Source organism: Luteibacter sp. 1214 (assembly GCF_031455395.1).
In the GTDB taxonomy this organism is placed as follows: Bacteria; Pseudomonadota; Gammaproteobacteria; order Xanthomonadales; family Rhodanobacteraceae; genus Luteibacter; species Luteibacter mycovicinus.
This window is the reverse complement of the sequence record NZ_JAVDSQ010000007.1, coordinates 187,802-213,414: the sequence shown is the minus strand read 5'-3', so window position 1 is coordinate 213,414 and position 25,613 is coordinate 187,802. Positions and strand designations below refer to the sequence as shown.

The window sequence follows — 25,613 nt, the reverse complement described above, 5'->3', positions numbered from 1 at the left end:
GAGCGGGGCGAAGAGCTTCGCGAGCAGGGCTCGCTCCTACAACGCAAGGCGCTAGCGCGCCTTGCTGGCAAACGCCACGGCGTCGTGCGGGTGCAGGCTCTCGTGATGGGCCACGCGGACGTGGAAGTCGGCGACATTGCGGTCGGCCTCCAGCGTCTTCTGGATACGACGGGCGGCGTCTTCGCAGAACATCAGGTTCTGGCCATTGGCCAGTGCGAACGCCTGCTCGTCCGCACGCTTGACCGCCGTCTGGACGGGAGTCCCGAGCGCGGCCTCCACGTTGTCGATCAGCGTGATCAGCGGGAAGACGCCGTCGCCGGCGGGACGCACGCGGATCGTAGCCGTGCTGCGCTGGGCATGCGGGGTCGCCACGATGCCCTTCTCCGTGCCCAGCCAGGCGAGGATCGTTTCCCGGTCCAGCGGCTGACCGGCCGCGAACGTGCTGGCGAAATTGTCCTGGATAAGCTGGCGTGACAGCGCGGCGGAGGCGGGACAGGTCGACGAGTAGACCACGTCGGTGACGATCTCGAGGCGGAAGGTCTCTCCCGTGAGCGTCGCATCGATCGTGATCGGATAGGAGCGCCAGCCGCTGTTGTCGCTGCGCAACGCATGGCGACGGACGAGGTGGTCGAAGCCGATCGTGATCCGCGCGTGGTCCGACAGCCCCTCATGCGAACTCAGGAAGTCGTTCAGCAGACGCCTGATGCCGTCGATCGTCAGCGGTCCGGCCGATAGCGCCTCGGAGACCAGCAGGTAGAGGCGTGACATGTGGATGCCGCGCGCCTCCGCTTTGGTGAGATTGACGAAGGCACCGACGCGGGCGCCGGTGGACCGCACGTCGCCGTCGCCGGCATCGAACGCGACCGGCATTTCCATGCCGTCCATACCCACCCAGTCGAGCGTACCGAGGGCGAGCGCGTGTTCCTGAGAGGCGACGTCAGGCAGCAGGCGAGTGGGGGAATCGTGGATGTACATCGGGGAATATCCTAGGGGGCCAGTCGTATCCGGCCTACCGTGCCGAGATGGGGGCCCGACTCACGGGCTCAATGGTGGGTGCCGGGAAACGGTGCGTTCAGCCCAACCGACCCGCGCGACGGGCCGCGCGCCAGGCCCGCAGAGCCGTCGCCGGTCCCGTGCGCGACTGCCGACGGTGCAGTTCGGCGAAAGGTTCGGCGGCTTTGGCCGCGCCTCGGGCCGTCGCCAGGGCCGTACGGCCCTCGAGTCCGCGGAACGTGCTCAGCGGCTGATTCAGGGCCAGCGCGGCCTTCAGACCGGCGGCGAGTTCGGTCAGCTGGGCGCGGATGGCGTCGCGCCGGGCCGGCGTATCGTCTTTCAGCTGACCTCGCGACAGGCTGTGCCGCGCCAGGCGCGACATCGGCAACGGCAGGCGTTCGCGCTCCGCATCGAGTTCCAGGCGCGAGAGCGCGAAGACCAGGTGCGACAGCGTGGCCACCCGTGACGCCGCCTCGGCAGATGCATCAGGGCCGAACCACCACGCGGTTTCGAGCGTCGCCAGCGCGCCATGCAGACCGCTGGCCGCCGTCACCTGGGCGCCGAAGTCCGACGAGGTGCCCTGCTCGAGCTGGGCCATCGCGGCCAGCACGGGAGCAATCCAGACCGACGCAGGTATACGACGCGCGCGCTCGCTCGCGAACAGTTGCTTGGTCAGCGGATGCCGGCCGCCACTGGCGGGCGCGCCGGAGAGTTCTTCGGCCCACCACTGCAGCTTGGCCGCAGCCACCTGCGGCTCGCGGATGCCGTAAGCGGACGCGATCAGTTCCTGTTCGAAGGCGGCAAGCGCCACGTGCTCATCCCGCACGCGCTCGTCGACGAAACCGAGCGCGATGCGCTGCTGCGGCTGCACCGCCAGCCACTTGTCGATATAGCTCTGGGTCGCGCCGTCGCTCACGCCACCGCCTCCCCGACGCCCAGCAGCGCGGCCAGTTCGCCCGGGTGATCGATGACCGCGTCCGCACCCCAGCTGTCGGGATCGCCACCATCGAGGTAGCCCCAGCGCACAGCCACGGTGAACGAGCCGGCCGCCTTGCCGGCAAGGATGTCGCGACGATCGTCGCCGACGAAGACCGAACGGGCGGGATCGCAGCCGGCGATCGCATACGCGTGCAATACGGGCGCCGGGTCGGGCTTCTTCACCGGCAGCGTATCGCCGGAGACCACCGCGGCGGGCTTCCAGTGCGGTACCGCCTGAGGCAGCAGCGCATCCGTCAGGAACCCGGGCTTGTTGGTCACTACGCCCCAGCGGATACCGGCCGCGTCGATACCGGCGAGCAGCGGTTCGACGCCGTCGAACGGAATCGTGTGGCGGGCCATGTTCGCTTCGTAGATCGCGAGGTAACGCGGCACGAGCCGCATGATCGCGTCGGCGTCGAGCTCCGGAAAAGCCACCGCGATGATCGCGCGCGATCCACGCGACACCACCGGGCGGACGTCGTCGTAAGACGGTGGCGTCACGCCCTGCTCCGCACACAGATCGACGGCGGCGGCGTACAGATCGCGCGCGCTGTCGAGCAAGGTGCCATCCAGATCGAAGAACACACCTTCCGGCTTGAACGGCAGTCCGCTCACGCGACCTTCCTCGCCGCCAGCACGTAGTTCACCGACGTATTGGACGACAGGCTCGCGTTGCGCGTGAGCGGGTTGTAAGCGAGGCCACGCAGGTCTTCGAGCTCGAGGTCGAAGCGGCGCAGCATGCCCGCGACTTCCGACGGCTTGAGGAACTGCGCGTAGTGATGCGTACCGCGCGGCAGCAGACGCATGAGGTATTCCGCGCCGACGATCGCCGCGCCGAATGCGGCCGGCGTGCGATTGAGCGTCGACAGAAAGAGCTGGCCGCCCGGCTTGAGCATGCCGGCGAGGTCCCGGATCAGCACCAGCGGATCGGGCACGTGCTCGATCATCTCCATGCAGCAGACCACGTCGAACGAGGCAGGTTCGGCCGCGGCCAGGGCATCGGACGACTGCACGCGATAATCGACCTGAAGGTTGGACTCGAAGAGGTGCAGCTTCGCAATCTCGATCAGCTTCGCGCCGAGATCGATCGCGGTGACATGGGCTCCCGCGCGCGCCAGCGCTTCGCTGAGCAATCCGCCACCGCAGCCCACGTCGGCGACCTTAGCGCCGCGCAGGTTCGCACGGCCACCGACATACGCGGCACGCACCGGGTTGAGGTCGTGCAGCGGGCGCGATTCACCATCGGGATCCCACCAGCGCGCAGCGAGCTTTTCGAAGCGGGCGATCTCTTCCGGACTGACGTTGGCGGTGGTTTCGGTTTGCATGATTCAAGCCTCCGGAAAACGGCGGAAACGCCATTCGTGGACGGTGAGCGTGGAAGAACCGGTGATGTGCAACGGGTCGGCGTGCGCGATGCGTGTCGCCTCGTCGAGGCTGGCGGCACGCAGCAGGTAGGCTCCGCCGGACCCGTCCGTGAACGGGCCGGTCATGTCGAGTTCGCCGCGCTCGATCAGTCCGGCGAGGAACGTCTGGTGCGCCTGCCCCGCCTCGGCCTGGAAGGTCGGGTTGCGCATCGCCATCACGAGGTAGAGGTGGGTCGCCTCACTCATCGGGCTGATCCCCGGCGGCGATACGCTGGCGCCAGAAACGCGCTTTTTCGCGGATCGCGGCGGTGTCGATGCCGACGAGCTCGCCGGCGACGAGCTTGCGCTGGCCGTCGATCCACACGTCGCTCACCTGATGACGGCCGGTGGCGTACACGAGCTGCGAGGCCACGTGGTAGAGCGGCTGCGTCTCGAGGGCATCCAGGCGAACCGCGGTCAGGTCGGCGCGCTTGCCCGGCTCGATGGAGCCGACGCGGTCGCCGAGGCCGATGGCCTTTGCGCCGTTGAGCGTCGCGGCGCGAAGCGCGAAGGCGGCGTCGAACGCCGCGGCGTCCTGCGCGACGGCCTTGGCCAGCATCGCCGCCGTGCGCATCTCGCCGAACATGTCGAGATCGTTGTTGGACGCGCAGCCATCGGTGCCGATGCAGACGTTGACGCCCGCGGTGCGCAGCTTCTCCGCCGGGCAGAAGCCGGATGCCAGCTTGAGGTTGGACTCCGGACAATGCACGACCGACACGCCCGCCGCGGCACACGCCGCGATCTCGCCATCGGTGAGCTGGGTCATGTGCACGGCGACCAGCCGCTCGTTGACGATGCCGAGCTTACGCAGACGTTCGAACGGACGCATGCCGTCCTTCGCGACGGCCTCCTCCACTTCCTGCGCGGTCTCGTGCGTATGCAGATGCACCGGGATATCGAGCTGGTCGGACAGCACGCGGATGCGCTCGAAATTCTCGTCCGACACCGTATACGGCGCGTGCGGCACGAAGGCCGTGGTCAGCAGCGGCTCGCCTTGCAGGGAATCGTGGACCTCGACCGCGCGACTGAAGTAATCATCGGAGGTCTTCGCCCAGGGCGTCGGGAAATCGATGACCGGCAGGCCGATGACGGCGCGAAAGCCCATCTTGCGATAGGTCGCGGCGATCACGTCGGGGAAGAAATAGTTTTCGTTGGCGCAGGTGGTGCCGCCGCGGATCATCTCGGCCACGGCCAGTTCCACGCCGTCACGGATGAAGTCGTGTCCCATCACGCGCGCTTCGGCCGGCCAGATGTGCTCCTGCAGCCAGGTCATCAGCGGCAGGTCGTCGGCCAGACCGCGCAGCAGAGTCATGGGGTTGTGCGTGTGGGCGTTGATCAGGCCGGGGATCAGCGCGTGTTCTTCGAGGATGACGCGCTCTTCGGGCGCGTACGCCGCGCGGGCCTCGTCGGCAGGCAGGATCGCGACGATCTCGCCGCCGTGCACGGCGACGGCATGGTCGTCGAGGACCACGCCATGCGGCTCGATGGGAACGACCCAGCGGGCTTCGATAAGAAGGTCGATCGGTGTGGGGCTGGAAGTCATTTCTGCCTCAGGGATGCGGGGTACCAGGACTCTCGGAACATATCGGGCGCAAACCCCATAAACAAATCGGCACGGCGCCTGGAAGGCAGCCGTGCCGATTCGACCAACAGACGCCGTGCCTTACTTGACGCGGCTGTCGTACTCGCCGGTGCGGGTATCGACCTTGATGATTTCGTCCTGATTGACGAACAGCGGCACGCGGACCACGGCACCGGTCTCGAGCGTGGCCGGCTTGCCGCCGCCGCCCGAGGTATCGCCACGGACGCCCGGATCGGTCTCGGTGATCTTCAGCTCGACGAACTTCGGCGCCTGCACGGCGATGATATTGCCGTTGAAGAGGGTGATGACGCACTCTTCGTCGCCCTTGAGCCACTTCCACGCGTCGCCCATCGCCGCCAGGCTGGCGCGGTGCTGGTCGTAGGTCTCGCTCTGCATGAAGATCCATTCGCGATCGTTGCCGGTGCCCTCGACGTACGAGAAGCTGGCATCCGTATCGACGGCATCGGCCTCTTCGTACGAGTCGCTCGACTTGAGCGTCTGCTCGGTCGTGCGACCGTCCTTGAGGTTGCGGATACGGATACGGGTAAACGCCTGGCCCTTACCCGGCTTGATGAAGTCCGCTTCGGTGATGATCCAGGGATCGCCGTTGTGGATGATCTTCTTGCCCGTTTTGACGTCGTTGAGGCCCAGCATGCCCATCTGTATCTGCTCCAGAGTTATATCCGCCCCGCTGGGCGGCTAAAATAGGGTCTGTCACGGGCCACAGCGCCCGATCCAAGGTCCACAATGATAACCGCAAGCCCCACTTCCCGCCTATCGTCGCCTTCCCCGGGCTGGCGCGAGCTGTGGCGGGACGCCATCACGGACGCCGGCGAGCTCCTGCGGGCCGTCGGCCTCGGCGGGCGCACCGACCTTCTGCCCCCCGACGACGCCGGGTTTCCCATGCGTGTGCCCCGCGGTTTCGCGGCCCGGATGCGTCAGGGGGACGCCAGCGACCCCCTCCTGCTCCAGGTGCTCCCGCGCCGCGCCGAGCACGATATGGCCGAGGGCTTTACCGTGGACGCCGTGGGCGACATGGCCTCGCGGACGGGCCACGGGGTGCTGCACAAGTACGATGGACGGGCCCTGCTGATCGCCAGCGGCAGCTGCGCGGTCAATTGCCGGTACTGCTTTCGCCGGCACTTCCCGTACGGAGAAGAAATCGCCGCCGCCGCCCAGTGGCGGGAGGCCCTCACGCATGTGAAGGCCGACCCGTCGATCCGGGAGCTGATCCTGTCCGGCGGCGATCCCCTGTCACTGGCCACGCACAAGCTCGCCGAGCTCACCCGGGGCCTGGCGGAAATGCCTCACGTCATCCGCCTGCGCATCCACACGCGCCTGCCGGTCGTGTTGCCGGAGCGGGTGGACGACGAGTTCACGACCTGGCTGTCAAGCCTGCCGCTGCAGAAGGTCGTGGTCCTGCACGCCAACCACGCCAACGAGTTCGACGCCTCGGTCGATGCCGCCTGCGCGCGCCTTCGCGATGCTGGCGCCACCCTGCTCAACCAGTCGGTCCTGCTTCGCGGCATCAATGACGATGCGGATATTCTCACTGACCTGTGTGAGCGGTCCTTCGCCGCCGGGGTGCTGCCCTATTACCTGCACCAGCTGGACAAGGTGGCGGGGGCCGCCCATTTCGAGGTCGACGATGAGACGGCTCTGCGCCTCGTCGACGCCCTGCGTGCAAGGCTCCCCGGGTACCTCGTCCCAAAACTCGTGCGTGAATTGCAGGGCGACCCTTCGAAGCGCCCCATTGCCGATTTCGCGCGCTAGTATGTCCCCTACCCGGTACGAGAGTGACCGGGCCGCGACAAGGGGGGAGCGGGCCGGTTCACGGGTTCGTCGGGTGGAACAGCGGTAAGCGGAACGGCATGAAACACGACAACGTCATCAGGATCCTCTTCATCGAAGACTCGGTGGAAGACGCCGAGCTTTTGATCAACGTACTGCGCAATGGCGGCATCGCCGTGCGCCCCGCCCGGGCGGTCGACGCGGCGGGCATCCAGGCCTCGCTCGACGAGCTCGTGCCCGACCTGGTGCTTCTGAATCCGAACGTGCCCGGCATCGATGCCGGCGCCGTCATGCGTCAGCTCGATGCCAGCGGCCGCGACCTCGCGCTCATCGCCATCGTCGATGGCCTGCAGGACGATGCGGTCGCCGATCTCTTCGCCAACGGCTGCCGCGGCGTGGCGTTGCGCAAGCGCCCGGACCAGATCCTTGCGATTGTCCTGCGCGAGTTCGAGTCGCTCTCGACGCGGCGCCAGGTGCGTCGCCTCGAGACGTCGCTGCGCGAGACCGAGCGACGCTGCGACTCCCTGCTCGATTCGTCGCGCGATGCCATCGCCTACGTGCACGAAGGCATGCACGTGCGTGTGAATCAGGCCTACCTCGATGCCTTCGGCTTTGCCGACTTCGACGATATCCTGGGCCTGCCCATCCTCGACCTGATCGCCGGTACGCACGCGGACGACTTCAAGACGACGCTGCGCGGCCTTTCCAGGGGCGACAAGTCGCCCCCGCCGATCGAACTGCTGGCGCGCCGCGATGACGGCAGCACCTTCACCGCGATGGTGGAATTCGCCCACGCCACCTTCGAAAGCGAAGCCTGCCTGCAGATCGTCTTCCGTCAGCAGATCGTCGACGCCGCACTGGTCGCCCAGCTGCAACGCGACCCGGTCACCGGCCTGTTCAATCGCGCGCGCACCCTGGAGCACGTGGATGAAGCCGTGGCTGCCGCGGCCGCCGGCCGCGAGGGCCAGGCCGTCCTGCTCATCGAGCCGGACAACTGGAAGGACATCGTCACCAGCGCCGGCATCGGCAACGCGGATTCCCTGCTGGCGGCCATCGCCACGCGCATCGCGGAATCCATCGACGACGAGGACGTCGCCGGCGTCCTTGGCGACCACACGCTCGGCCTGATCCTCGGGCCGCGCGGCGATCTGGAACACGCGGCTCTCACCGAGCGCCTGCGCACCGCGATCTCCGAGCACATCTTCGATGCGGGCTCCCGCTCGCTGACCGTCACGATCACCATCGGCGGCACCCTGCTGGCCGAGAAGAACGCCAACAGCGACACCGTGCTCGACCAGGCCAGCGCAGCGCTTCGCAACGCCCAGAACCAGGGCGGCAACCGGGTCGAACTGCACGACCCGAGCGCACGCGAGAAGGCCGACGCCGAGCGCGAGCAGTACTGGCTCGACCTGGTCCGCGACGCGCTGGCGAAAGACGGCCTGCGCCTCTATCACCAGCAGATCATCAGCCTGCAGGATGCCGCCGGCGAGTTCTACGAGATCCTGGTCCGCATGCGCGGGCCCAAGGGCGATGTCCTGCCGTCGTATTTCTTCCCGGTGGCGGAGCGTAACGGCCTGCTGCCCGCGATCGACCGCTGGGTTCTGGGGCACGCGATCGACGCGCTGGTGCATCGCGAAAACGACGGTCTGACGACCACGTATTTCGTGAAGATGACCCAGCAGTCGCTGGAAGACCGCGATCTGCTGCCCTGGCTCTGTCGGCGTCTCGATACGGCCAGGCTACGTCGCAGCACGCTGGTCATCGAGATGCCGGAATCCAAGGTGCTCACCAGCCTGCGCCCGACCCAGGAATTCGTCTCGGCGTGGCGCAAGGCGGGCGGCAAGTTCGGCATCGAACAGTTCGGCTCCGGCCTCAACTCGTTCCAGATGCTCAATCACATCGAAGCCGACTTCCTCAAGATCGACCGCAGCTTCATGACGGATCTCCCGCAGCATCCGGAAAATCAGAAGAAGATCGCGGAGATCTGCAAGGAAGGCCACACTTCGGGCAAGCAGACCATCGCCGAATGGGTCGAGGACGCGGTGAGCACCTCACTGCTGTTCGCCTGCGGCGTGGACTTCGTGCAGGGCAACTTCCTGCAGGAGCCCGCCAAGGTGCTGGCCGAGGAATACATGCCGGTCTGACAACGAAAAAGCCCGCGATCGCTCGCGGGCTTTTTCGTGTGCCTTGCGGCAGCCGATTACTCGGCGGCGGCAGCGGCGGCAGCGGCCTTCTTGGCGACCTTCGCAGCGGCGGCGGCGGCGATGTCTTCCTTGATGCGGGCAGCCTTACCTTCGAGACCACGCAGGTAATACAGCTTGGCGCCGCGGACCTTACCCTTGCGCTTCACTTCGACCGAGTCGATGGCGCGGCTGTGCGACTGGAACACGCGCTCCACGCCGGTGCCGTGCGAGATCTTGCGCACGGTGAAGGCGGAGTGCAGGCCGCGGCTGCGCTTGGCGATGACGATACCTTCGAACGCCTGTACGCGCTCGCGGTTACCTTCCTTCACCTTGACGTTGACGATCACGGTGTCGCCAGGACCGAAATCCGGCAGCTGGCGGGTGATCTGCTCGGCTTCGAACTGTTGGAGGAGTTTGTTCATGGCACACCTGTCAATTTTTGTTACGGCGGTCGTTTCCGGCCGCACCGTTTGGCCGTTCGTATTCACGGCGGAATTCATCAAGCAATGCCCTCGATTCATCATCGAGCGCACGCTGCGTTAGCAGATCCGGCCGGCGCAGCCAGGTACGACCCAGCGACTGTTTTCGACGCCAGCGGCGAATAGCCGCGTGATCGCCGGAAAGCAGCACCTCCGGCACGCCGCCCCAGGCATCGTGATGCTCGGGACGGGTGTAATGCGGGCAATCCAGCAGACCATCCGAGAAGGAATCCTGCTGGGCGGATTGCGCGTCGTTCAACGCACCTTCCTGAAGACGACCCACCGCGTCGATAACCACCGCTGCGGCAAGCTCCCCGCCAGACAGCACATAATCGCCGATTGAAAGCTCTTCGTCGACCTCGTGCTCCAGCAGGCGTTCGTCCACGCCCTCGTAACGTCCGCAGATCAGGGCGATTCGCGGCATGTTTGCCAGCGCCTCGGTCCTCTTCTGCGTCAGCCGCGCACCTTGCGGGCTGAGATAAATCACGTGCACCGGTTCCGGTGCCGCCTCACGAACCGCTGCGAGCGCCGCTCGCAAAGGGTCGATCAGCATCACCATGCCCGGCCCACCGCCAAAAGGGCGGCCGTCCACGGTGCGATGCCTGTCGGGAGCGAAATCGCGGGGGTTCCAGGTTTCCACCTGTAACAACTCGCGTTGCTGCGCCCTTCCGACCACCCCGACCGCGGCCGACTGGCGGACGAAATCGGGAAACAACGAAACCACATCGATACGCATGACCTGGATTCGTCGCCTTAGAACTCGGGGTCCCAGTCCACCACGATGCGGGCGCTGTCGAAATCGATAGCGTGCACGTAAGGGCCCTGGACGAACGGAATCAGGCGTTCCTTGTCACCATCCTTCACCACCATGACGTCGTTGGCGCCGGTGGCGAACAGGTGATTCACCCGACCGAGAACGACGTTTTCCGTGGTAACGACCTCGAGGCCTTCGAGGTCGGTCCAGTAGAACTCGCCCGGAGCGGGAGGCGGCAGCACATCGCGCGAGACCGTGATCTCACAACCGATGAGGGCTGTCGCCTGATCGCGATCCTCGACGCCCGGAAGGCTGGCCACGAGACCTTTGCCCTGCGCGCGTCCACGGACTCCGCCGATTTCCTTTTCCACACCCGGCGCGGTGAGCAGCCATGGCTGGTAGCGGAAGATCTGGATGCGGGGCTCGGTCCAGCTTTCGAGCTTGACCTGGCCCTGCACACCGTAGAGCCCGACAATGCGCCCCAGACGGACGCGCTTACCGGACTCCGTCGACATCAAGCAGCCAGCTTGCCGGCTTCCTTCACGAGGGCACGGACCTTGTCGGTCAGCTGCGCACCCTTGCCGACCCAGGCCTGGACCTTGGCGACGTCGAGCTCGAGACGCTTATCAGCGCCCGAAGCGACCGGGTTGTAGTAGCCGACACGCTCGATGTTACGACCGTCGCGCGGGCTGCGCTGGTCGGTCACAACGATGTGATAAAACGGACGGCCCTTGGCGCCACCGCGCGAAAGACGAATCTTAACCATATTACGAGCTCCAGAATGCCGTGTGCCGGCAAGGCGCGCGCGAGAAGCGGGCGCGGTAAACCCGGCATTTTAGCGAAAGTTGTAGAAAATGGAAGGGGTTTAGCGCATCGGCGGCAAACCGCCGCCCATACCGCCCATACCCTTCATCGCCCCACGCATCTGACGGAGGAGACCCTTGCTGCCGCCCTTGGACAGCTTGGACATCATCTTTTCCATCTGCATGTACTGCTTCAGCAGGCGGTTGACGTCCGCCGGCTGCGTGCCCGAACCACGCGCCACACGGGCTTTGCGCGATCCGTTCAGGAGATCGGGGTGCCGACGCTCCTTCTTCGTCATCGAGCCGATGATAGCGACCATGCGCTTCAGCTCGTTGTCGTTGACCTTGGACTTGACGCTGTCCGGGATGTTGCCCATGCCGGGCAGCTTGTCCATGAGACCGGCCAGGCCGCCCATGTTCGACATCTGCTCGAGCTGGTCGCGCATGTCGTTCAGATCGAAACGCTTGCCCTTGATGACCTTCTCGGCCAGCTTCTGGGCTTTTTCCTGGTCGACCTTGCGCTCGACTTCCTCGACCAGCGACAGGACGTCGCCCATGCCGAGGATGCGCTGCGCGAGGCGATCGGGATGGAACGGCTCGAGGGCGTCGGACTTCTCGCCCGCACCGAGGAACTTGATCGGGCGACCCGTGATGTAGCGCACCGACAGGGCGGCGCCGCCACGGGCGTCACCGTCCGTTTTGGTCAGGATCACACCGGTCAGCGGCAAGGCGTCGGAGAACGCCTTGGCCACATTGGCCGCGTCCTGACCGGTCATCGAGTCGACCACGAACAGGGTCTCGATGGGGTTCAGGGCGCCGTGCAGCGCCTTGATCTCGTCCATCATCGCGTCGTCGATATGCAGACGGCCCGCGGTATCGACCAGCAGCACGTCCATCACTTCGCGACGGGCGGCGGCAACCGCGGCCTTCGCGATATCGACCGGATTCTGGCCGGCTTCCGACGGGAAGAAGGTGACGTCGACCTGCTCGGCCAGCGTGCGCAGCTGCTCGATGGCGGCGGGACGATACACGTCGCAGCTGACCACCATGACGCGCTTCTTCTTCCGCTCCCTGAGGAAACGGGCCAGCTTGCCGACCGTGGTGGTCTTACCCGCACCCTGCAGACCGGCCATCAGAACGATGGCGGGAGGCGTGGCGGCGAGATTCAGCTCGGTGTTGGCCTGACCCATGACCGCGGTCAGTTCGTCGCTGACGACCTTGATCAGCGCCTGGCCCGGCGACAGGCTCTTCAGAACGTCCTGCCCGACGGCGCGGACCTTTACCCGCTCGATCAGCGCCTTCACCACCGGCAGGGCCACGTCGGCCTCGAGCAGGGCGATGCGGACTTCGCGCAGGGTTTCGCGAATGTTTTCCTCGGTCAGCCGGCCGCGACCACGCAGGCGGTTGACGGTATCGGAGAGGCGATTACTGAGCGATTCGAACATGGCGAGTCGGGTCGGCGATGCTGTAAACGACGAATTATAGCTGACGCGGGACGCGCAAAGGGCTTGGGCGAGCAAATGCCACTGTGTCGCATTCACGACCCCGGGCGGCTATGCCACACTCCGCAGTCATGATCGTCACCGCCCTTACGCTGGCCGCCATCGCCCTCTACCTGTCCGCCGCCGGTGTCCTCGCGCGGCCACTGGTCACGGGCGGGCAGCCGCTCGCCCGTGCGGGCGCCCTGCTGGCGACCGTCGCCGCCCTTGCCCACGGCGCCGTCCTGCTCAGTGCCCACCGCGGGACGCTGGATCTGCATTTCTTCGCCGCCCTGTCGCTGGTCGCCTGGATCGCCTCGGCACTGACGCTGGCGGTCAACCTGTCCCGGCCGGTCGCGGGGCTGGGCATCCTGATCTTCCCGCTCTCCGCGATCTTCCTGGCGGTCGATACGTTTCTGGCGCCTCACACCGCGCCCGGCATCATGACCTGGCAGATCGAGCTGCACGTCACCATCGCCGTGCTGGCCTTCGGCATCCTGTCGATCGCCGCCGCCCTGGCCATCCTGCTGGCGATTCAGGAGCGCGCACTGCGCCGGAGCAAGTTCGGCCACTGGCTGCGCGCCCTGCCCCCGCTCACGCTGACCGAAGTACTGCTGTTCCGTCTGATCGCGGTCGGCTTCGTGCTGCTCACGCTGACCCTGGTCACCGGCGCCCTGTTCGTCGGCGACCTGTTCGGGCAGCACCTCGTCCATAAGACGGTGCTCTCGATCATCGCCTGGATCGTCTTCGGGGTCCTGCTCTGGGGACGGTGGCGCTACGGCTGGCGCGGCATTCGTGCCGTGTACTGGACGCTGGCCGGCATGGCGTTCCTGCTGCTGGCGTTCTTCGGCACCAAAGCGGTGCTGGAGCTCATCCTGCACCGCACGGCATAAGCGCGCGCGTCCTTGCGCCCTCGCGGCTTACGTGTCCCGGCTCGCATCCAGGGCCTGTGACAACCGCTCGACTCCGATGACTTCCATGTCGCCCACGCGACCACGCCTGGGCGCGTTGGCGGCCGGCACGATGGCACGACGAAACCCGTGCGTCGCCGCTTCCTTCAGCCGCTCCTCGCCATTGGGCACCGGGCGGATCTCGCCGGACAGACCGACTTCACCGAAGGCGATGGTCTTTTCGGGCAGGGGACGATCGCGCAGGCTGGACAGCACCGCCATGATCACCGGAACATCGGATGCCGTCTCCTGAACACGAATACCGCCAACCACGTTGACGAAGACGTCCTGGTCATATGCCGCCACACCGCCGTGGCGATGAAGGACGGCGAGCAACATGGCCAGACGATTCTGCTCCAGCCCCAGCACCACGCGCCGGGGGTTACCCAGTGACGACTGATCGACCAGCGCCTGGACCTCGACCAGCAACGGCCGTGTGCCTTCGCGCGTCACCATGACCGCACTGCCGGGCGTAGGGCCCGCATGGGCGGAAAGAAAAATGGCCGAAGGGTTCGGGACTTCGCGCAGACCTTTCTCGGACATGGCGAACACGCCGAGCTCGTTGACGGCGCCGAAGCGGTTCTTGAACGCGCGCAGCACGCGGAAACGGCTGCCCGACTCGCCTTCGAAATACAGGACGGCGTCGACCATATGCTCAAGCACGCGCGGTCCGGCGATGCCGCCCTCTTTCGTCACATGGCCGACCAGAAAGACCGAGGTGCCGGTTTCCTTGGCGAACCGCGTGAGCTTGGCGGCGGACTCGCGCACCTGGCTGACGGATCCCGGTGCGGCGGTGAGCATCTCGGTCCAGATCGTCTGGATCGAGTCGATCACCAGGACGCGCGGCCGCGCAGTCACCGCCTGCTCGAGAATCCGCTCGATGCAGGTTTCCGCCAGCGCATGCAAAGGCGCCAGCGGCAAATCGAGGCGCTGCGCGCGGCTCGCCACCTGACTCAGCGATTCTTCGCCCGTGACATACAGGCTTGGCAACACGGCACCCAGCGTGCCGAGCATCTGCAGCAGCAGGGTCGACTTGCCGATCCCCGGATCGCCGCCGATAAGCACCACCGACCCGTCGACCAGACCGCCGCCGAGCACGCGATCGAGCTCGCCTATGCCGGTATTCGTGCGGGCTTCGGCCGTCAGCAGGACCTCGGTGAGTGGCGTGATCCTCGGCGCGCCCGCGGCATCCCCCGCATAACCGCCGCGCCGGGCACCCGGCGATGACACCGCCGCGGGCTTGGCGGGCTGCACGACGAATTCGGTGAGAACGTTCCATTCGTTGCATTCAGCGCACTGGCCTTGCCATTTGCTGTGCTCGGCACCGCACTGGGTGCACACGTAAGCGGTCTTGGCCTTGGCCATCGTCGGGGAATTCCGTGAAGTGGATGAGGCTGTATCGCACAGCGCTGTCGCAGGGACCGATACGCGGGTGACGCTCGCTCAGGTTTCGTCTTCGACGAACAGTACCCGACGGGTCATGCCACAGGTCAGGTCATACGAGATCGTACCCGCCGACGCCGCCACCGTCTCGACCGGAAGCTCGTCACCCCACAACGTCACGCGGTCGCCGGTACGCGCTTCGGGTATGCCGCGCAGGTCGATCGTGATGAGATCCATGGAGACCCGGCCGATCAGCGGCGCCAGGCGGCCATGGATCGACACCGGCGTGCCGGGGGCGGCACTGCGTGGATAACCATCCCCGTAGCCGATGGCGGCCACGCCGACCGGCATGTCTTCAGGGCACTCGTAGGTGCCGTTGTAGCCGACACGCTCCCCCTTTGCGAGGCGATTGATCGCTACGAGACGGGTGGCGAGGGTCATGACGGGACGGAAGCCGAAATCGCTACCGGATTTGCCCTCGACCACGGAAAGTCCGTAGAGCAGGCCGCCTGTGCGAACCCAGTCGGCGCGCGCATCCGGCCAGCCGAGCACCGCGGCGGAGTTGGACAGCGCTCGCGGGCCGTCGAGTCCTTCGGTCGCCGCGCGGAACCGGGCGATCTGCAAGGCGGTCTCGCGCCCCTCGAATTCCTCCGACGACGCGAAATGCGTCATCAGTCCCAGCTCAGGGTCGATGGCTGGCATGGCCGACAAAGCCGCATGCACCTCACGTGCACGCACCGGATCGAAACCGAGCCGGTGCATGCCCGTGTCGACCTTGATCCAGACCCGCAGCGGACCTCGCGAAGGATCGGCTTTCGCCAGCCAGGGCAGCTGGGCATCGTGATGAATCAGTGCGTCCAGCCGAAGGCGCTGCATTTCCGCGATATCGGACGACGTGTCGGGGCCGGAGAGAACGACGATGCGCTGCCGGTGACCGGCCGCGCGAAGCCGCAGACCATCCGCAATGGCCGCGACCGCAAAGGCCTCGGCCTCGCCATCCAGTGCGCGGGCCACGCGCTCGAGGCCATGCCCGTACGCGTCGGCCTTCACCACCGCCATGACTTTCGCGGTACCCGCCAGTGCCCGCACGCGAGCGAGGTTATGGCGCAGGGCACCGAGATGGATGGTGGCGACGGTGGTACGGCTCATGGGCTTGAATGCGGCGACGCTGACGAAGAAGACTGCCCAGTCTAGCCGGATCGACCGGGCAGCCGTGTGGCGCGAGGGTGGCGGTTACCGGCCGGTCAGCGCGCCAGGTCGAAGTTTTCCGACGAGATCCAGCCACGGTTGCCGTGCTCGTCCTCGACCTCCCAGATGACTCCGACCTTGTCGCCCGTCGGATAGACCGTCATGCCGGGCTCGAGCGAGCGCACGGCCTTGCCCTTCATGCTGGACGTGGCGAACATGCGCGTCGCCACGCGAACCGTGCCGGACTGCCGCACATTCGCTGCGGACGCGTTGCCCGGCATGCCGCCCATTTCGTTGACCAGCTTGGTGTAGGCATCGAGGTAGGCCATGGTGATGACCTGGCCGATCGTGGTGTCGGCGTAGCCACCGATGCCGGCGCCGCCCATACCCTGACTGCCGAAGAACGAGCCGCGGGCCCCGAGGCCGATGTCATTCTTCTCCCCATGGCCTTCCGCCATCGCGACCTGCTCGGACGAGCGCACATCGGTGACGGTGAGCACCACGTCCGACGTTTTGGAACTGATGTTGATGGAACCGACGAGGCGCCCGGCACCGCCCCCGATCAGACCACCCGCCAGCGCGCCGAGCGCGCTGCCGCCGGCATTGCCGTTGGCCGAGACCAGATCGGGGACCATGACATAGTCCGCCGCCTTGACCTGCCCCTTGCCGACGTTGGCGCCACCACGGAGTTCACCTCCGGCCGCAAGCGCACGCTCGCGCATCGCCGCGCTCATGCCCGTGCCGCGATCCACCAGTGTGAAGCAGCCGGACTTATTGACGAACACCTTGATGAGTTTGGTCGGCGACGGCAGCTGCTGCTGCGTCCACCAGTGCACGTCACCCTCGGGCTCGAGCACCGAGATGCTTCCGAGCTTGCGTGCGCATTTGGGAATGGCGGCGACCTTCGCTTCGTGCTCCTTCTGCGTTTTGGCGACGAGCGGGTTGGTGGCGGCGCACGCGGAAAGCGTAAGGGTGAGGCCAAGCGCAAGCGACGCCACACCGGCGTGCCTGAAGGTAATTTCCATGATGGATTCTGTCCTGATGCGTCCGGCCCTGAACGACCTTGACCCTGCCCGGACGCACGCGGGAAAAGGCCGTCGAATGAGCGGACGATGCTAGCGATCAGGCAGGCGTGCGTCTGTTGGGCGTTGTCCTAAAATGCTGTAGGAATTTGCCAACGCGTTAATCAGTCGCCGCCGCCAAAGCGGCATTGACGGCTTTCTGAGCAAGCGGCGCCATCACGGCGTAGCCCTTCGCGTTCGGATGCAATCCATCGTCCGTCAAGTCGACCTTCAGGGCACCCGCGCCGTCCGACATCGCCGGCGCGTAATCGAGCAACACGAGATGCTCCGCTCCCGCGTACTGACGGATCCATGCATTCAGGGCGAGAATCGCCGAGGGCGGCCGGCGCACCGTCTGATCCTTGATGACCGCATCGCTGACGGGCAGCAACGAAGCGAGGACGACATGGATACCATGCGCCCGGGCCAGCTCGGTCATCGACGACAGATTGTCCTCGATCATGCCCAGCGACGACGCGCCGGTGTTACCCGCGATGTCGTTCGTCCCGGCGAGGATCACCACGACCGCCGGCTTCAGGGCGATCACGTCGGCGCGAAAGCGCACCAGCATCTGTGCCGTCGTCTGGCCGCTTATCCCGCGGTTGATGTAGCCCCGTCCCGGGAAGAACTCGCCGATGGGCCGACCCCAGAAATCGGTGATCGAGTCGCCGAAGAAGATGACGCGCTTCTCCCCGGCTCTGGGCGGCGGATAAGTTGCGTTGTCCTTCGCGAACCGCGCCAGCAGCGGCCAGTCGTTGAGGCGCTGCTCGATGTCCGCGCGCTGGTCGGCCGTGGGGTGGTCGGGCAGTGCGATACGTTCGGCCGCCGACACGTCGGTGGCGAGCATGAGCAGCGACATTCCCCAGAACCTAAGCCTCATGACCCCATCCCCGACACATGAAAGACAACCAAAGCAGCAAGCTAGTCGAACGACCCCACGTAGGATTCCGGCGTCCAGTTCTCGAACTTGGTGTAGTGACCGAGGAAGGCCAGCTTCACCGTGTCCGTCGGACCGTTACGCTGCTTGCCGATGATGATTTCGGCCAGGCCCTTATCGGGCGATTCCTTGTTGTAGTACTCGTCGCGGTAGATGAACATGATGACGTCGGCATCCTGCTCGATAGCGCCGGACTCGCGAAGATCGGACATCATCGGACGCTTGTCGGCGCGCTGCTCCAGTGAGCGGTTCAGCTGCGACAACGCGATCACCGGCACGTTGAGTTCCTTCGCCAGCGCCTTGAGGCCGCGGGAAATTTCCGAGATTTCCGTCGCGCGGTTTTCGCTGTTGCCGGGCACCTGCATCAGCTGCAGGTAATCGATCACGATCAGGCCCAGCCCGTGTTCGCGCTGCAGACGACGCGAACGCGAGCGCATTTCCACCGGCGACATGGCTGGCGTGTCGTCGATGAAGATCTTCGCATCGGAGAGCATGGTGATCGCCGACGTGACGCGCGGCCAGTCTTCTTCGGCCAGATCGCCGTTTCGCAGGTGCTGCGCATGCACGCGACCGAGCGACGAGATCAGACGGAAGGCCAGCTGTGAGGCCGACATTTCCATCGAGAACACCGCGACGGCCTTCTTGCCGCGCATCGCCGCCGCTTCGGCGAGGTTGAGTGCGAACGCCGTCTTACCCATCGACGGGCGAGCCGCGATGATGACCAGGTCGGACGGCTGCAAGCCCGAGGTCAGTTCGTCGAGATCGGTAAAGCCGGTGGACAGACCGGTCAGCTGGCCGCGCTTTTCATAGCGCTCGGTCAGCATGCGGAAGGCCTCGCCCACGGCTTCGCGTACGGAGACGATGTCTTTCTTGCCGCGCGCGCCCGATTCCGCGATACGGAACACGCGCTGCTCGGCGAGCTCCATCACCTCCTGAACGCTTTTGCCTTCGGGACGGAAACCGTCCTCGGTGATCGACGTACCCGCGTCGATCAGCATGCGCAGTACCGACTTTTCGCGCACGATATCGCCATAAGCGGCGATATTGGCTGCGCTGGGCGTGGAGTTGGCCAGTTCCATCAGGTAGCTGGCACCACCGACCATCTCGGCCATTTCGTTGGCGACGAACCAGTCGCCCAGCGTGATGGCGTCGCAGGGCATGCCCTTGTTGGCCAGCTCGTTGATGGCGCGCCAGATCAGACGATGATCCTTACGGTAGAAGTCGTCGTCGGTCAGCTTGTCGGCCACCTTGTCCAGCGAGTCCGGAGACAACATCAGGCCGCCCAGGACGGCCTGTTCCGCCTCGATGGAGTGCGGCGGGATGCGAAGGGACTCGAAAGCGCTGGGCTCGCGCTCGCGGCGGCGCTTGCGGTCGCCGCGCTCACCGCGCTCGCCACGCTCTGGATTGAAGGACATCGTTTACCTCGTCATGCGGTCGGCTGATGACCCGGGCCCGGGTCGCCGTGACGCCATGATACGCGCCCCTGTCGCAAACCTTGAGAGGATAAGTCTGTGGATAACTTGTGGGTTATCCGATCAGCGCGGCGCCTGGCCAAAGCGGTATTCACCGATGAGCCAGAGTTTTCGCTCGTCGACGCCGTGCGTCGCGGCACGGTAGTCGCCGTATTGGATGTCCAGCGTCAGGCCCCTGGCCAGCCCCACCAGCACGCCCGCATCCAGTTCACGGCCCAGCAGCGCACCGCCCTTCTCTGCCCGGAAATGGCGCGACGTGACCTGCCAGCTTATCCGGCGGCCCGCATCGACGCTGCCGAGAACACCGACGTAGCGTTCGCGTAAGCCGGTGCGGGGAATGCGGAAGGCCACCACCCAGCCGTTGAAGGCGCGAGCCGCGCCGTAGGCGACGTTGACCGCGTTGCGCCCGTTGCCGTCAAGCTTCTCCTCACCGGCGCGCCCGGAAAGTGCTGGCCGGCCGTAGCTCACCTCGAACAGGTGGTAGCCCAGACTGAACCGCGCGGGGTTATTCGCGTAGTCGTACTGACGGGCCACGTCCACGGTCCAGCCCAGTTTCGCCGCGCTGGCAGCGGGCTGGTAGGAGCCCGTCCAGCGCGCGCCAACCGTTTTGGTGGAGTTGGCGGACACCGTGTCGTTGCGGATGAAATAACCGTAGGCGGCCAGCTTACCTACCGGCAACGCCTGATCCAGGTGCAGCAGGTGCGCTGCGAGCTTCCACCGACGCTGGTCACGGTCGTGAAAATCGAACCCAGGCGTACGGTTCGCGCGGCCCAGCCAGTAGTAGCGCAGGTCGGCTCCCTGCCACGCTTTCCAGGACAGCTGCACACCGTCGTAGGATTGCAGGTTCTGCCGCCATGGGTTGTTGCTTATGAAACGGCCGGCATCGAGAAGCACGTACTGGCGTCCAGCGCGCGCGGCGAAAGCATCGTCGCGGTACTCCGCCCACGCATTGGACACGCCGGTGGAGGCGGGATCCGCTTCGGTGGGATAGGGGGTGATACGGGCCGAGCCATCATCGTATTGCTGACCGAACAGCGCCCACGTGCGGGTGCCTTCGCCGTAAACGCTCCAGCCGTTGCCGATCACCCAGTGATAGCCAAGCTGCGTGCGCAACGTGTTGGCGTGACCTCGCTTAGGCGCACCGTCGGAATGGAGATTGCTGTAACGGTAGCGTGCCTCGATGTAGGGCGCGCTTTCCGCCTCGACCGGCGCATCGGCAGCCCAGGCCGACATTCCCATGATCGAACCGCCAGCCACGCCCATGCATGACCGCCACCACCACTTGCCCATGACCGCTCGCTTGCTGACTGCGCAAAGGGCGTGACTTTAGGTGGGGGAGTTGGCGGGAGCCAATGGGAGGTGGACGGGGTTTGGCGGAAGCCGCGCTGGGTGGGGCTTTGGCTGGGGGAGGCGGACGCTCGACGATGACGGATGCTGCGTTGGCTTGTGAGATGTTACGCAAATTGAGGGTTGCCGCTTCGCCGCTTCGTTGGCTGTCGCCAGCAGGGCTGGCTCCTACAGGAGCGCGGAAGGACTGGCGCCTGCCGGAGCACGGAACGGCGGCTCCTGCCGGGGCACGGAAGGGCTGGCTCCTGCCGGAGCGCGGCGCGGCTGAGTCCTTCGGCGCGGGGCAAAAAAAACGGGCGCCACAAGGGCGCCCGCTTCGGTGTTGCCGGTAGCCGGTGCTTACGCGCCGACGACCTTGACCTTGACCGTCTGCTGGATATCGGCGTGGAGCACGATGGTGACATCGTATTCGCCGGTATTGCGGAACGGGCCTTCGGCCTGGATCACTTCGCTCTTGTCGACTTCGTAGCCCTTGGCGACGAATGCCTCGGCCACGTCACGCGGGGTCACCGAGCCGAACAGCTTGCCTTCCGGCGAAGCGTTGACTTCGATGGTGACTTCCGCGCCGTCGAGCTTGGCGGCACGACCCTCGGCGCCGGCCAGCTGTTCCTTGGCCTTGGCTTCGTACTCGGCACGACGTGCTTCGAACGCTTCGAGGTTGGCGGCGGTCGCGCGAGCGGCCTTGCCGGTCGGGAGGAGGAAGTTACGACCGTAACCCGGCTTGACGCTGACCTTGTCGCCGAGGTTGCCGAGGTTCTTCACCTTCTCGAGGAGAATGAGTTCCATAAATATTCCTTACTTTCGTTAGCACGGGTTGGGCCCCATGCAGCCAGGACGGTTGTCCGAAATGAGACGCCTGAAAAATCAGACGTCGTGGTTGTCGGTGTACGGCAGCAGCGAGAGGAAGCGAGCGCGCTTGATCGCGGTCGCCAGCTGACGCTGGTAGCGGGCCTTCGTGCCGGTGATGCGGCTCGGGACGATCTTGCCGTTCTCGGTCACGTACTGACGCAGGGTGTTGAGATCCTTGTAATCGATCTCTTTCACGCCTTCAGCGGTGAAGCGGCAGAACTTACGGCGGCGGAAGAACTTGGACATGTCTGTGATCCCCGATTAGTCGTCGCTGTCGCGATCGTTGTCGTTGTCGCGACCACCACGGCGGTCGTCGCCGTCGCTGTCGTCGTCACGGCGACGCGAACCCTTCTGCTCATCCTTTTCCTTGCTCTTCAGGATGAAGGACGGCTCGGTGTCGGCTTCGTCGCGGCGGACCACGAGGTGGCGCAGGACAGCGTCGTTGAAACGGAAGCCCGTCTCGAGCTCGTTGAGGGCGTTCTGCGAAACCTCGATGTTCAGCATCACGTAGTGAGCCTTGGCGAGGTTGGCGATCGGGTAAGCCAGCTGACGGCGGCCCCAGTCTTCCAGACGGTGGATCGTGCCGTTGTCGCCTTCGATCAGCGCCTTGTAGCGCTCGATCATGGCGGGCACCTGTTCGCTCTGGTCCGGATGGACCAGGAACACGACTTCGTAATGACGCATGGTGACTCCTTGTGGATGCACCCCTTCCGGGGATGGCAGCCTCCCGCGACGTGCGGTGAGGCAAGAAGACCCTCCTTTGGGGAGGGCCAGCCGCGCATTGTAAGGAGATTCAGGGGGCTACCGCAAGCGGAGGCGCAGCCGCCGCTGGGCAGGAGCGAGCCCTGCTCGCGAAAATCCCGTCCCCGTCCCCGGGCCCGGGAGCTGGCGCGGACGGCTTGGCATGAGGCATCGCGCGCGGGGCGCGCTCCTACCGGCGAGGCTTACGAGACGGTGAAGCTTTCGCCGCAGCCGCATTCGCCGGTGGCGTTGGGGTTGTGGAAGACGAACGAGGCGTTCAGCCCCTGGCGCTGGAAGTCGATCAAAGTGCCGTCGACCAGGGGCAGGCTCTTCGGGTCGACCACGACGCGGATCCCATCGATATCGAGCACCTGGTCCTCGGCGGCGATGGCGCCGGCCAGGTCGACCACGTAGCCGAAGCCCGAGCAGCCCATTCGCTTGACGGAAAAACGCACGCCCGCGGCCTCAGGTGCCCGGGACAGGAAGGCTCGCATGCGGTCGGAGGCGGCGGGAGTGATCTGGATGCTCATGAAATCGTTTTATTACCGTGATATACCCGGGAACGGTGCCGTTCACGTGACCCTTACATTATCATGCAAGGTCGCGTCCCACGCGCCCTCCCTATGTGCGGCGCCTTTTCTGGAGTTTCAATCGATGACGGTGGTAAGCGTCAAGCAGGCCCTCGCCGGCGGTACGACCGCAGGCGAACACGAAGTCACGGTCCGCGGCTGGGTGCGCACCCTGCGCGAGTCCAAGGGTGGCCTCTCCTTCGTTAACGTGAGCGATGGCTCCTGCTTCGCCCCCATCCAGGTGGTCGCCACCTCGGATCTCGCCAACTACGAGACCGACGTTAAGCATCTTTCCGCCGGCGCCGGCGTGATCGCCACCGGCAGGCTCGTGCCTTCGCAGGGCAAGGGTCAGGCGTTCGAGATCCAGGCCACCCGCATCGAGGTCACCGGTTTCGTCGAGAACCCGCTCACCTACCCGATCCAGCCCAAGCAGCACTCGATGGAGTTCCTGCGCGAGGTCGCCCACCTGCGCCCGCGCACCAACCTGTTCGGGGCCGTCACCCGCGTCCGCCACACCATGATGATGGCGATCCACCGGATCCTGACGGAGCAGGGCTTCTTCTGGATCAACACGCCGATCATCACCACCTCCGACGCCGAAGGCGCCGGTGACATGTTCCGCCTTTCCACGCTCGACCTGGCCAACCTGCCGCGCGACGACAAGGGCGGCATCGACTGGAAAAAGGACTTCTTCGGTCGCGAGGCCTTCCTCACCGTGTCCGGCCAGCTCAACGTCGAAGGCTATGCCATGGCGATGAGCAAGGTGTACACGTTCGGCCCCACCTTCCGCGCCGAAAACTCCAACACCACGCGCCATCTGGCCGAGTTCTGGATGGTCGAGCCCGAAGTGGCCTTCGCCGACCTGAACGACAACGCCGATCTGGCCGAGCTGTTCCTCAAGGGCATCTTCAAGGCCGTGCTGGACGAGCGCCAGGACGATATGGCGTTCTTCGCCGAGCGCGTGCAGCCGGACGCCATCACGCGCCTGGAAGCGTTCATCGCCAAGCCGTTCGAGCGCATCCAGTACACCGAGGCCGTCGAGATCCTGCAGAAGTCCGGAAAAAAATTCGAACACCCGGTCGCCTGGGGTATCGACCTGCAGACCGAGCACGAGCGTTACCTCGCCGAGGAACATATTGGCCGTCCCGTGGTCGTCATGAACTACCCCGAAGAGATCAAGGCGTTCTATATGCGCCTCAACGACGACGGCAAGACCGTGGCGGCCATGGACGTCCTCGCACCCGGCATCGGCGAGATCATCGGCGGTGCTCAGCGCGAGGAACGGCTGGACTACCTCGACCGCCGCATGGACCAGTTCAAGCTCGATAAGGACACCTACAACTGGTACCGCGACCTGCGCCGCTACGGCACCGTGCCGCATGCCGGCTTCGGTCTGGGCTTCGAGCGCCTGCTGGTCTACGTCTGCGGTCTGGCCAACATCCGTGACGCCATCCCCTACCCTCGCGCGGCAGGGAGCGCCGAGTTCTGATCATTCCCCGACTGAAGACCATGCCCCCACACGTCGTACGTCCCCTGTTGATCGCCGTGGCCCTGCTGGGCCTCGCCGCCTGCCATACGATGGGCGCGATCGTGCCGCCGAACTTCCGTCCGCCGGAAAAAACGACGGCCGCGATCGACGCCGCACGCAAGTCGCTCGAAGACGCCTCGCCGTGCTGTGGCAGCTTCGCCGACCTCTCCTACCAGGACATGCTGCCCTGGCAGCCGCAGCGGTTCGAACTGACGAAGGACAGCCCGGTCGCCAATCTCAACGGCGACCGTAGCTACTTCCTCGCGTTCCGCCTGCCGGCGGGCGCGCAGATGCCGTACACGATCGCGCTGAAAGCCGAACTCAACGGTCGCTGGCTCAGCTCCAGCTACCTCTTCGCCCCGACCATGGTGCTGCTGGACGATGCCTTCCAGCCGCTGCACGCGGAAGACATCCAGCTCTGCGAGTACATGGGCTGGACCAACGAGACGACGGGCGCCTTCGGCAAGTTCAAGGTCGAAGACGACAAGGCGCGCTACCTGGTCGTGTATTCGTCGGCCAAGCAGCAGAAGAGCCAGACCTACTGGGAGCAGTCGCCCAGCAGCTTCTCGGCGGAAGCGCCCGTCAAGATGAGCTCGGCGGGAAGCTTCAAGATCCCGCACGGCCCGGACGGCGTGCTGTTCCTGGGCATGCAGAACGATACGTACAAGAAGGCGATCGGCAACGCCGTCTGCTCGAAGGCGTCGCAGGGTAACGGCGTCATATCGACCATTCGCGATGTGGTGACCACCGATCTTCTCGGCACCGACGCGAAGAAAAAAGACAAGGACAGCTGACCCGATCATGCAGACCGCGGTTCTCTTCTATCTTCTTCTCTTGCTGGGCGCCGTCGCGTTCTTTGTCCTGCACATCGTTGCGCAGTGGCGCTTCACGGCGACACTGCGCAAGCGCTATCCGGACCAGTGGAAAACCATCGTCGAGGCCGACTCCGGTCGCCCGAACGGCTTGTCCAACTGGCTGCGCGTGCGCCGCGTCCTGCGCTCGGACGCTCCCGCCCTGTTCAACGATGACCAGCTCAACCGCTGGCAGGCCTTGTGGCGACGTGCCCCCTGGCTCGCGTGGCCGTGCTGGTTGGCCGCGATGGCGTTACAGTGGTGGGCGATGAAGCAACACTAATTCCCTTCAC

The 25,613-nt window shown here is 65.6% G+C and carries 28 protein-coding genes; 6 read left to right on the top strand and 22 right to left on the bottom strand.

Annotated elements, in window-relative coordinates:
- Nucleotides 1–51 precede the first annotated feature (51 nt).
- The 7 genes from folE2 to efp all read right to left on the bottom strand — a co-directional run bounded on the left by folE2 (nucleotide 52) and on the right by efp (nucleotide 5,616).
- Nucleotides 52–975 carry a GTP cyclohydrolase FolE2 gene (folE2, locus tag J2X57_RS16255; protein WP_079522921.1) on the bottom strand — a complete coding sequence of 308 codons (924 nt, stop codon included), beginning with the start codon at nucleotides 973–975 and terminating at the stop codon, nucleotides 52–54.
- A 97-nt stretch (nucleotides 976–1,072) separates the two neighbouring features.
- Entirely contained in the window at nucleotides 1,073–1,909 is an 837-nt protein-coding gene (locus J2X57_RS16250) for a squalene/phytoene synthase family protein (RefSeq protein WP_309868733.1), read from the bottom strand.
- Nucleotides 1,906–2,586, bottom strand: coding sequence for an HAD hydrolase-like protein (locus tag J2X57_RS16245; RefSeq protein ID WP_079522923.1), 681 nt, complete (start codon nucleotides 2,584–2,586; stop codon nucleotides 1,906–1,908). Before J2X57_RS16245 ends, J2X57_RS16250 begins: the two co-directional genes overlap by 4 nt.
- Nucleotides 2,583–3,296 (bottom strand): bifunctional 2-polyprenyl-6-hydroxyphenol methylase/3-demethylubiquinol 3-O-methyltransferase UbiG, encoded by a 714-nt coding sequence (ubiG, locus tag J2X57_RS16240; RefSeq protein ID WP_036111733.1) that lies wholly within the window; start codon nucleotides 3,294–3,296, stop codon nucleotides 2,583–2,585. The genes J2X57_RS16245 and ubiG overlap by 4 nt, the downstream gene beginning before the upstream one ends.
- A 3-nt stretch (nucleotides 3,297–3,299) precedes the next feature.
- Entirely contained in the window at nucleotides 3,300–3,581 is a 282-nt protein-coding gene (locus J2X57_RS16235) for a YciI family protein (protein WP_036111730.1), read from the bottom strand.
- The gene (locus J2X57_RS16230) at nucleotides 3,574–4,917 is read right to left on the bottom strand and encodes a TRZ/ATZ family hydrolase (RefSeq protein ID WP_309868721.1); all 1,344 of its coding nucleotides are present in this window, start codon (nucleotides 4,915–4,917) and stop codon (nucleotides 3,574–3,576) included. Before J2X57_RS16230 ends, J2X57_RS16235 begins: the two co-directional genes overlap by 8 nt.
- 120 nt (nucleotides 4,918–5,037) lie before the next feature.
- Nucleotides 5,038–5,616: an elongation factor P gene (gene efp / locus J2X57_RS16225; RefSeq protein ID WP_036111726.1), complete on the bottom strand. Its 579-nt coding sequence runs from the start codon at nucleotides 5,614–5,616 to the stop codon at nucleotides 5,038–5,040.
- Between the two features lie 87 nt (nucleotides 5,617–5,703).
- Here efp and epmB point away from each other — a divergent pair, with 87 nt between their 5' ends.
- Entirely contained in the window at nucleotides 5,704–6,729 is a 1,026-nt protein-coding gene (epmB, locus tag J2X57_RS16220) for an EF-P beta-lysylation protein EpmB (protein WP_309868718.1), read from the top strand.
- A 98-nt stretch (nucleotides 6,730–6,827) separates the two neighbouring features.
- Nucleotides 6,828–8,891 carry an EAL domain-containing protein gene (locus tag J2X57_RS16215; RefSeq protein WP_309868715.1) on the top strand — a complete coding sequence of 688 codons (2,064 nt, stop codon included), beginning with the start codon at nucleotides 6,828–6,830 and terminating at the stop codon, nucleotides 8,889–8,891.
- Nucleotides 8,892–8,947: 56 nt separating this feature from the next.
- Here the strand turns inward: J2X57_RS16215 and rplS are convergent, their stop codons facing one another.
- From rplS to ffh, 5 genes are all read right to left on the bottom strand, one after another.
- On the bottom strand, nucleotides 8,948–9,352 hold the full coding sequence (rplS, locus tag J2X57_RS16210) for a 50S ribosomal protein L19 (protein ID WP_036111719.1): 405 nt from the start codon (nucleotides 9,350–9,352) through the stop codon (nucleotides 8,948–8,950).
- A gap of 10 nt (nucleotides 9,353–9,362) precedes the next feature.
- The gene (gene trmD / locus J2X57_RS16205; RefSeq protein WP_036111718.1) at nucleotides 9,363–10,145 is read right to left on the bottom strand and encodes a tRNA (guanosine(37)-N1)-methyltransferase TrmD; all 783 of its coding nucleotides are present in this window, start codon (nucleotides 10,143–10,145) and stop codon (nucleotides 9,363–9,365) included.
- Between the two features lie 17 nt (nucleotides 10,146–10,162).
- On the bottom strand, nucleotides 10,163–10,678 hold the full coding sequence (rimM, locus tag J2X57_RS16200) for a ribosome maturation factor RimM (protein ID WP_036111715.1): 516 nt from the start codon (nucleotides 10,676–10,678) through the stop codon (nucleotides 10,163–10,165).
- Nucleotides 10,678–10,929, bottom strand: a complete 252-nt coding sequence (rpsP, locus tag J2X57_RS16195) for a 30S ribosomal protein S16 (protein WP_036111712.1) — start codon at nucleotides 10,927–10,929, stop codon at nucleotides 10,678–10,680. The genes rimM and rpsP overlap by 1 nt, the downstream gene beginning before the upstream one ends.
- 99 nt (nucleotides 10,930–11,028) lie before the next feature.
- Complete coding sequence (ffh, locus tag J2X57_RS16190) at nucleotides 11,029–12,411, bottom strand: signal recognition particle protein (RefSeq protein ID WP_036111710.1); 1,383 nt, start codon at nucleotides 12,409–12,411, stop codon at nucleotides 11,029–11,031.
- Between the two features lie 128 nt (nucleotides 12,412–12,539).
- Here ffh and ccsA point away from each other — a divergent pair, with 128 nt between their 5' ends.
- The gene (ccsA, locus tag J2X57_RS16185) at nucleotides 12,540–13,337 is read left to right on the top strand and encodes a cytochrome c biogenesis protein CcsA (RefSeq protein ID WP_036111707.1); all 798 of its coding nucleotides are present in this window, start codon (nucleotides 12,540–12,542) and stop codon (nucleotides 13,335–13,337) included.
- A gap of 27 nt (nucleotides 13,338–13,364) precedes the next feature.
- On the opposite strand, the gene radA is transcribed toward ccsA, so the two are convergent.
- The 10 genes from radA to J2X57_RS16135 all read right to left on the bottom strand — a co-directional run bounded on the left by radA (nucleotide 13,365) and on the right by J2X57_RS16135 (nucleotide 22,902).
- On the bottom strand, nucleotides 13,365–14,759 hold the full coding sequence (radA, locus tag J2X57_RS16180) for a DNA repair protein RadA (protein WP_036111704.1): 1,395 nt from the start codon (nucleotides 14,757–14,759) through the stop codon (nucleotides 13,365–13,367).
- A gap of 78 nt (nucleotides 14,760–14,837) precedes the next feature.
- Nucleotides 14,838–15,926, bottom strand: coding sequence for an alanine racemase (gene alr / locus J2X57_RS16175; RefSeq protein WP_036111702.1), 1,089 nt, complete (start codon nucleotides 15,924–15,926; stop codon nucleotides 14,838–14,840).
- Nucleotides 15,927–16,021: 95 nt separating this feature from the next.
- Nucleotides 16,022–16,990: a CsgG/HfaB family protein gene (locus tag J2X57_RS16170; RefSeq protein WP_309868704.1), complete on the bottom strand. Its 969-nt coding sequence runs from the start codon at nucleotides 16,988–16,990 to the stop codon at nucleotides 16,022–16,024.
- Nucleotides 16,991–17,147: 157 nt separating this feature from the next.
- Nucleotides 17,148–17,906 (bottom strand): SGNH/GDSL hydrolase family protein, encoded by a 759-nt coding sequence (locus J2X57_RS16165; RefSeq protein ID WP_309868702.1) that lies wholly within the window; start codon nucleotides 17,904–17,906, stop codon nucleotides 17,148–17,150.
- A gap of 41 nt (nucleotides 17,907–17,947) precedes the next feature.
- A complete protein-coding gene (locus J2X57_RS16160) occupies nucleotides 17,948–19,378 on the bottom strand; it encodes a replicative DNA helicase (RefSeq protein ID WP_036111694.1) in 1,431 nt (476 codons plus the stop codon).
- 120 nt (nucleotides 19,379–19,498) lie between these two features.
- On the bottom strand, nucleotides 19,499–20,725 hold the full coding sequence (locus J2X57_RS16155; RefSeq protein ID WP_309868699.1) for an alginate export family protein: 1,227 nt from the start codon (nucleotides 20,723–20,725) through the stop codon (nucleotides 19,499–19,501).
- Between the two features lie 396 nt (nucleotides 20,726–21,121).
- Nucleotides 21,122–21,568, bottom strand: a complete 447-nt coding sequence (rplI, locus tag J2X57_RS16150; protein WP_036111689.1) for a 50S ribosomal protein L9 — start codon at nucleotides 21,566–21,568, stop codon at nucleotides 21,122–21,124.
- Between the two features lie 78 nt (nucleotides 21,569–21,646).
- Entirely contained in the window at nucleotides 21,647–21,877 is a 231-nt protein-coding gene (rpsR, locus tag J2X57_RS16145; protein ID WP_029214018.1) for a 30S ribosomal protein S18, read from the bottom strand.
- A gap of 15 nt (nucleotides 21,878–21,892) precedes the next feature.
- Nucleotides 21,893–22,315: a 30S ribosomal protein S6 gene (gene rpsF / locus J2X57_RS16140; RefSeq protein WP_036111682.1), complete on the bottom strand. Its 423-nt coding sequence runs from the start codon at nucleotides 22,313–22,315 to the stop codon at nucleotides 21,893–21,895.
- Between the two features lie 260 nt (nucleotides 22,316–22,575).
- Nucleotides 22,576–22,902, bottom strand: a complete 327-nt coding sequence (locus J2X57_RS16135) for an iron-sulfur cluster assembly accessory protein (RefSeq protein ID WP_036111679.1) — start codon at nucleotides 22,900–22,902, stop codon at nucleotides 22,576–22,578.
- 124 nt (nucleotides 22,903–23,026) lie between these two features.
- On the opposite strand from J2X57_RS16135, the gene asnS reads away from it, so the two are divergent.
- From asnS to J2X57_RS16120, 3 genes are read left to right on the top strand one after another with little or no spacing between them, the layout of a single operon-like run.
- Nucleotides 23,027–24,430 (top strand): asparagine--tRNA ligase, encoded by a 1,404-nt coding sequence (gene asnS, locus J2X57_RS16130; protein WP_043694993.1) that lies wholly within the window; start codon nucleotides 23,027–23,029, stop codon nucleotides 24,428–24,430.
- 20 nt (nucleotides 24,431–24,450) lie between these two features.
- Nucleotides 24,451–25,263 carry a MalM family protein gene (locus tag J2X57_RS16125; protein WP_051943425.1) on the top strand — a complete coding sequence of 271 codons (813 nt, stop codon included), beginning with the start codon at nucleotides 24,451–24,453 and terminating at the stop codon, nucleotides 25,261–25,263.
- Nucleotides 25,264–25,270: 7 nt separating this feature from the next.
- Entirely contained in the window at nucleotides 25,271–25,603 is a 333-nt protein-coding gene (locus J2X57_RS16120; RefSeq protein WP_036111675.1) for a hypothetical protein, read from the top strand.
- Nucleotides 25,604–25,613: the final 10 nt, after the last annotated feature.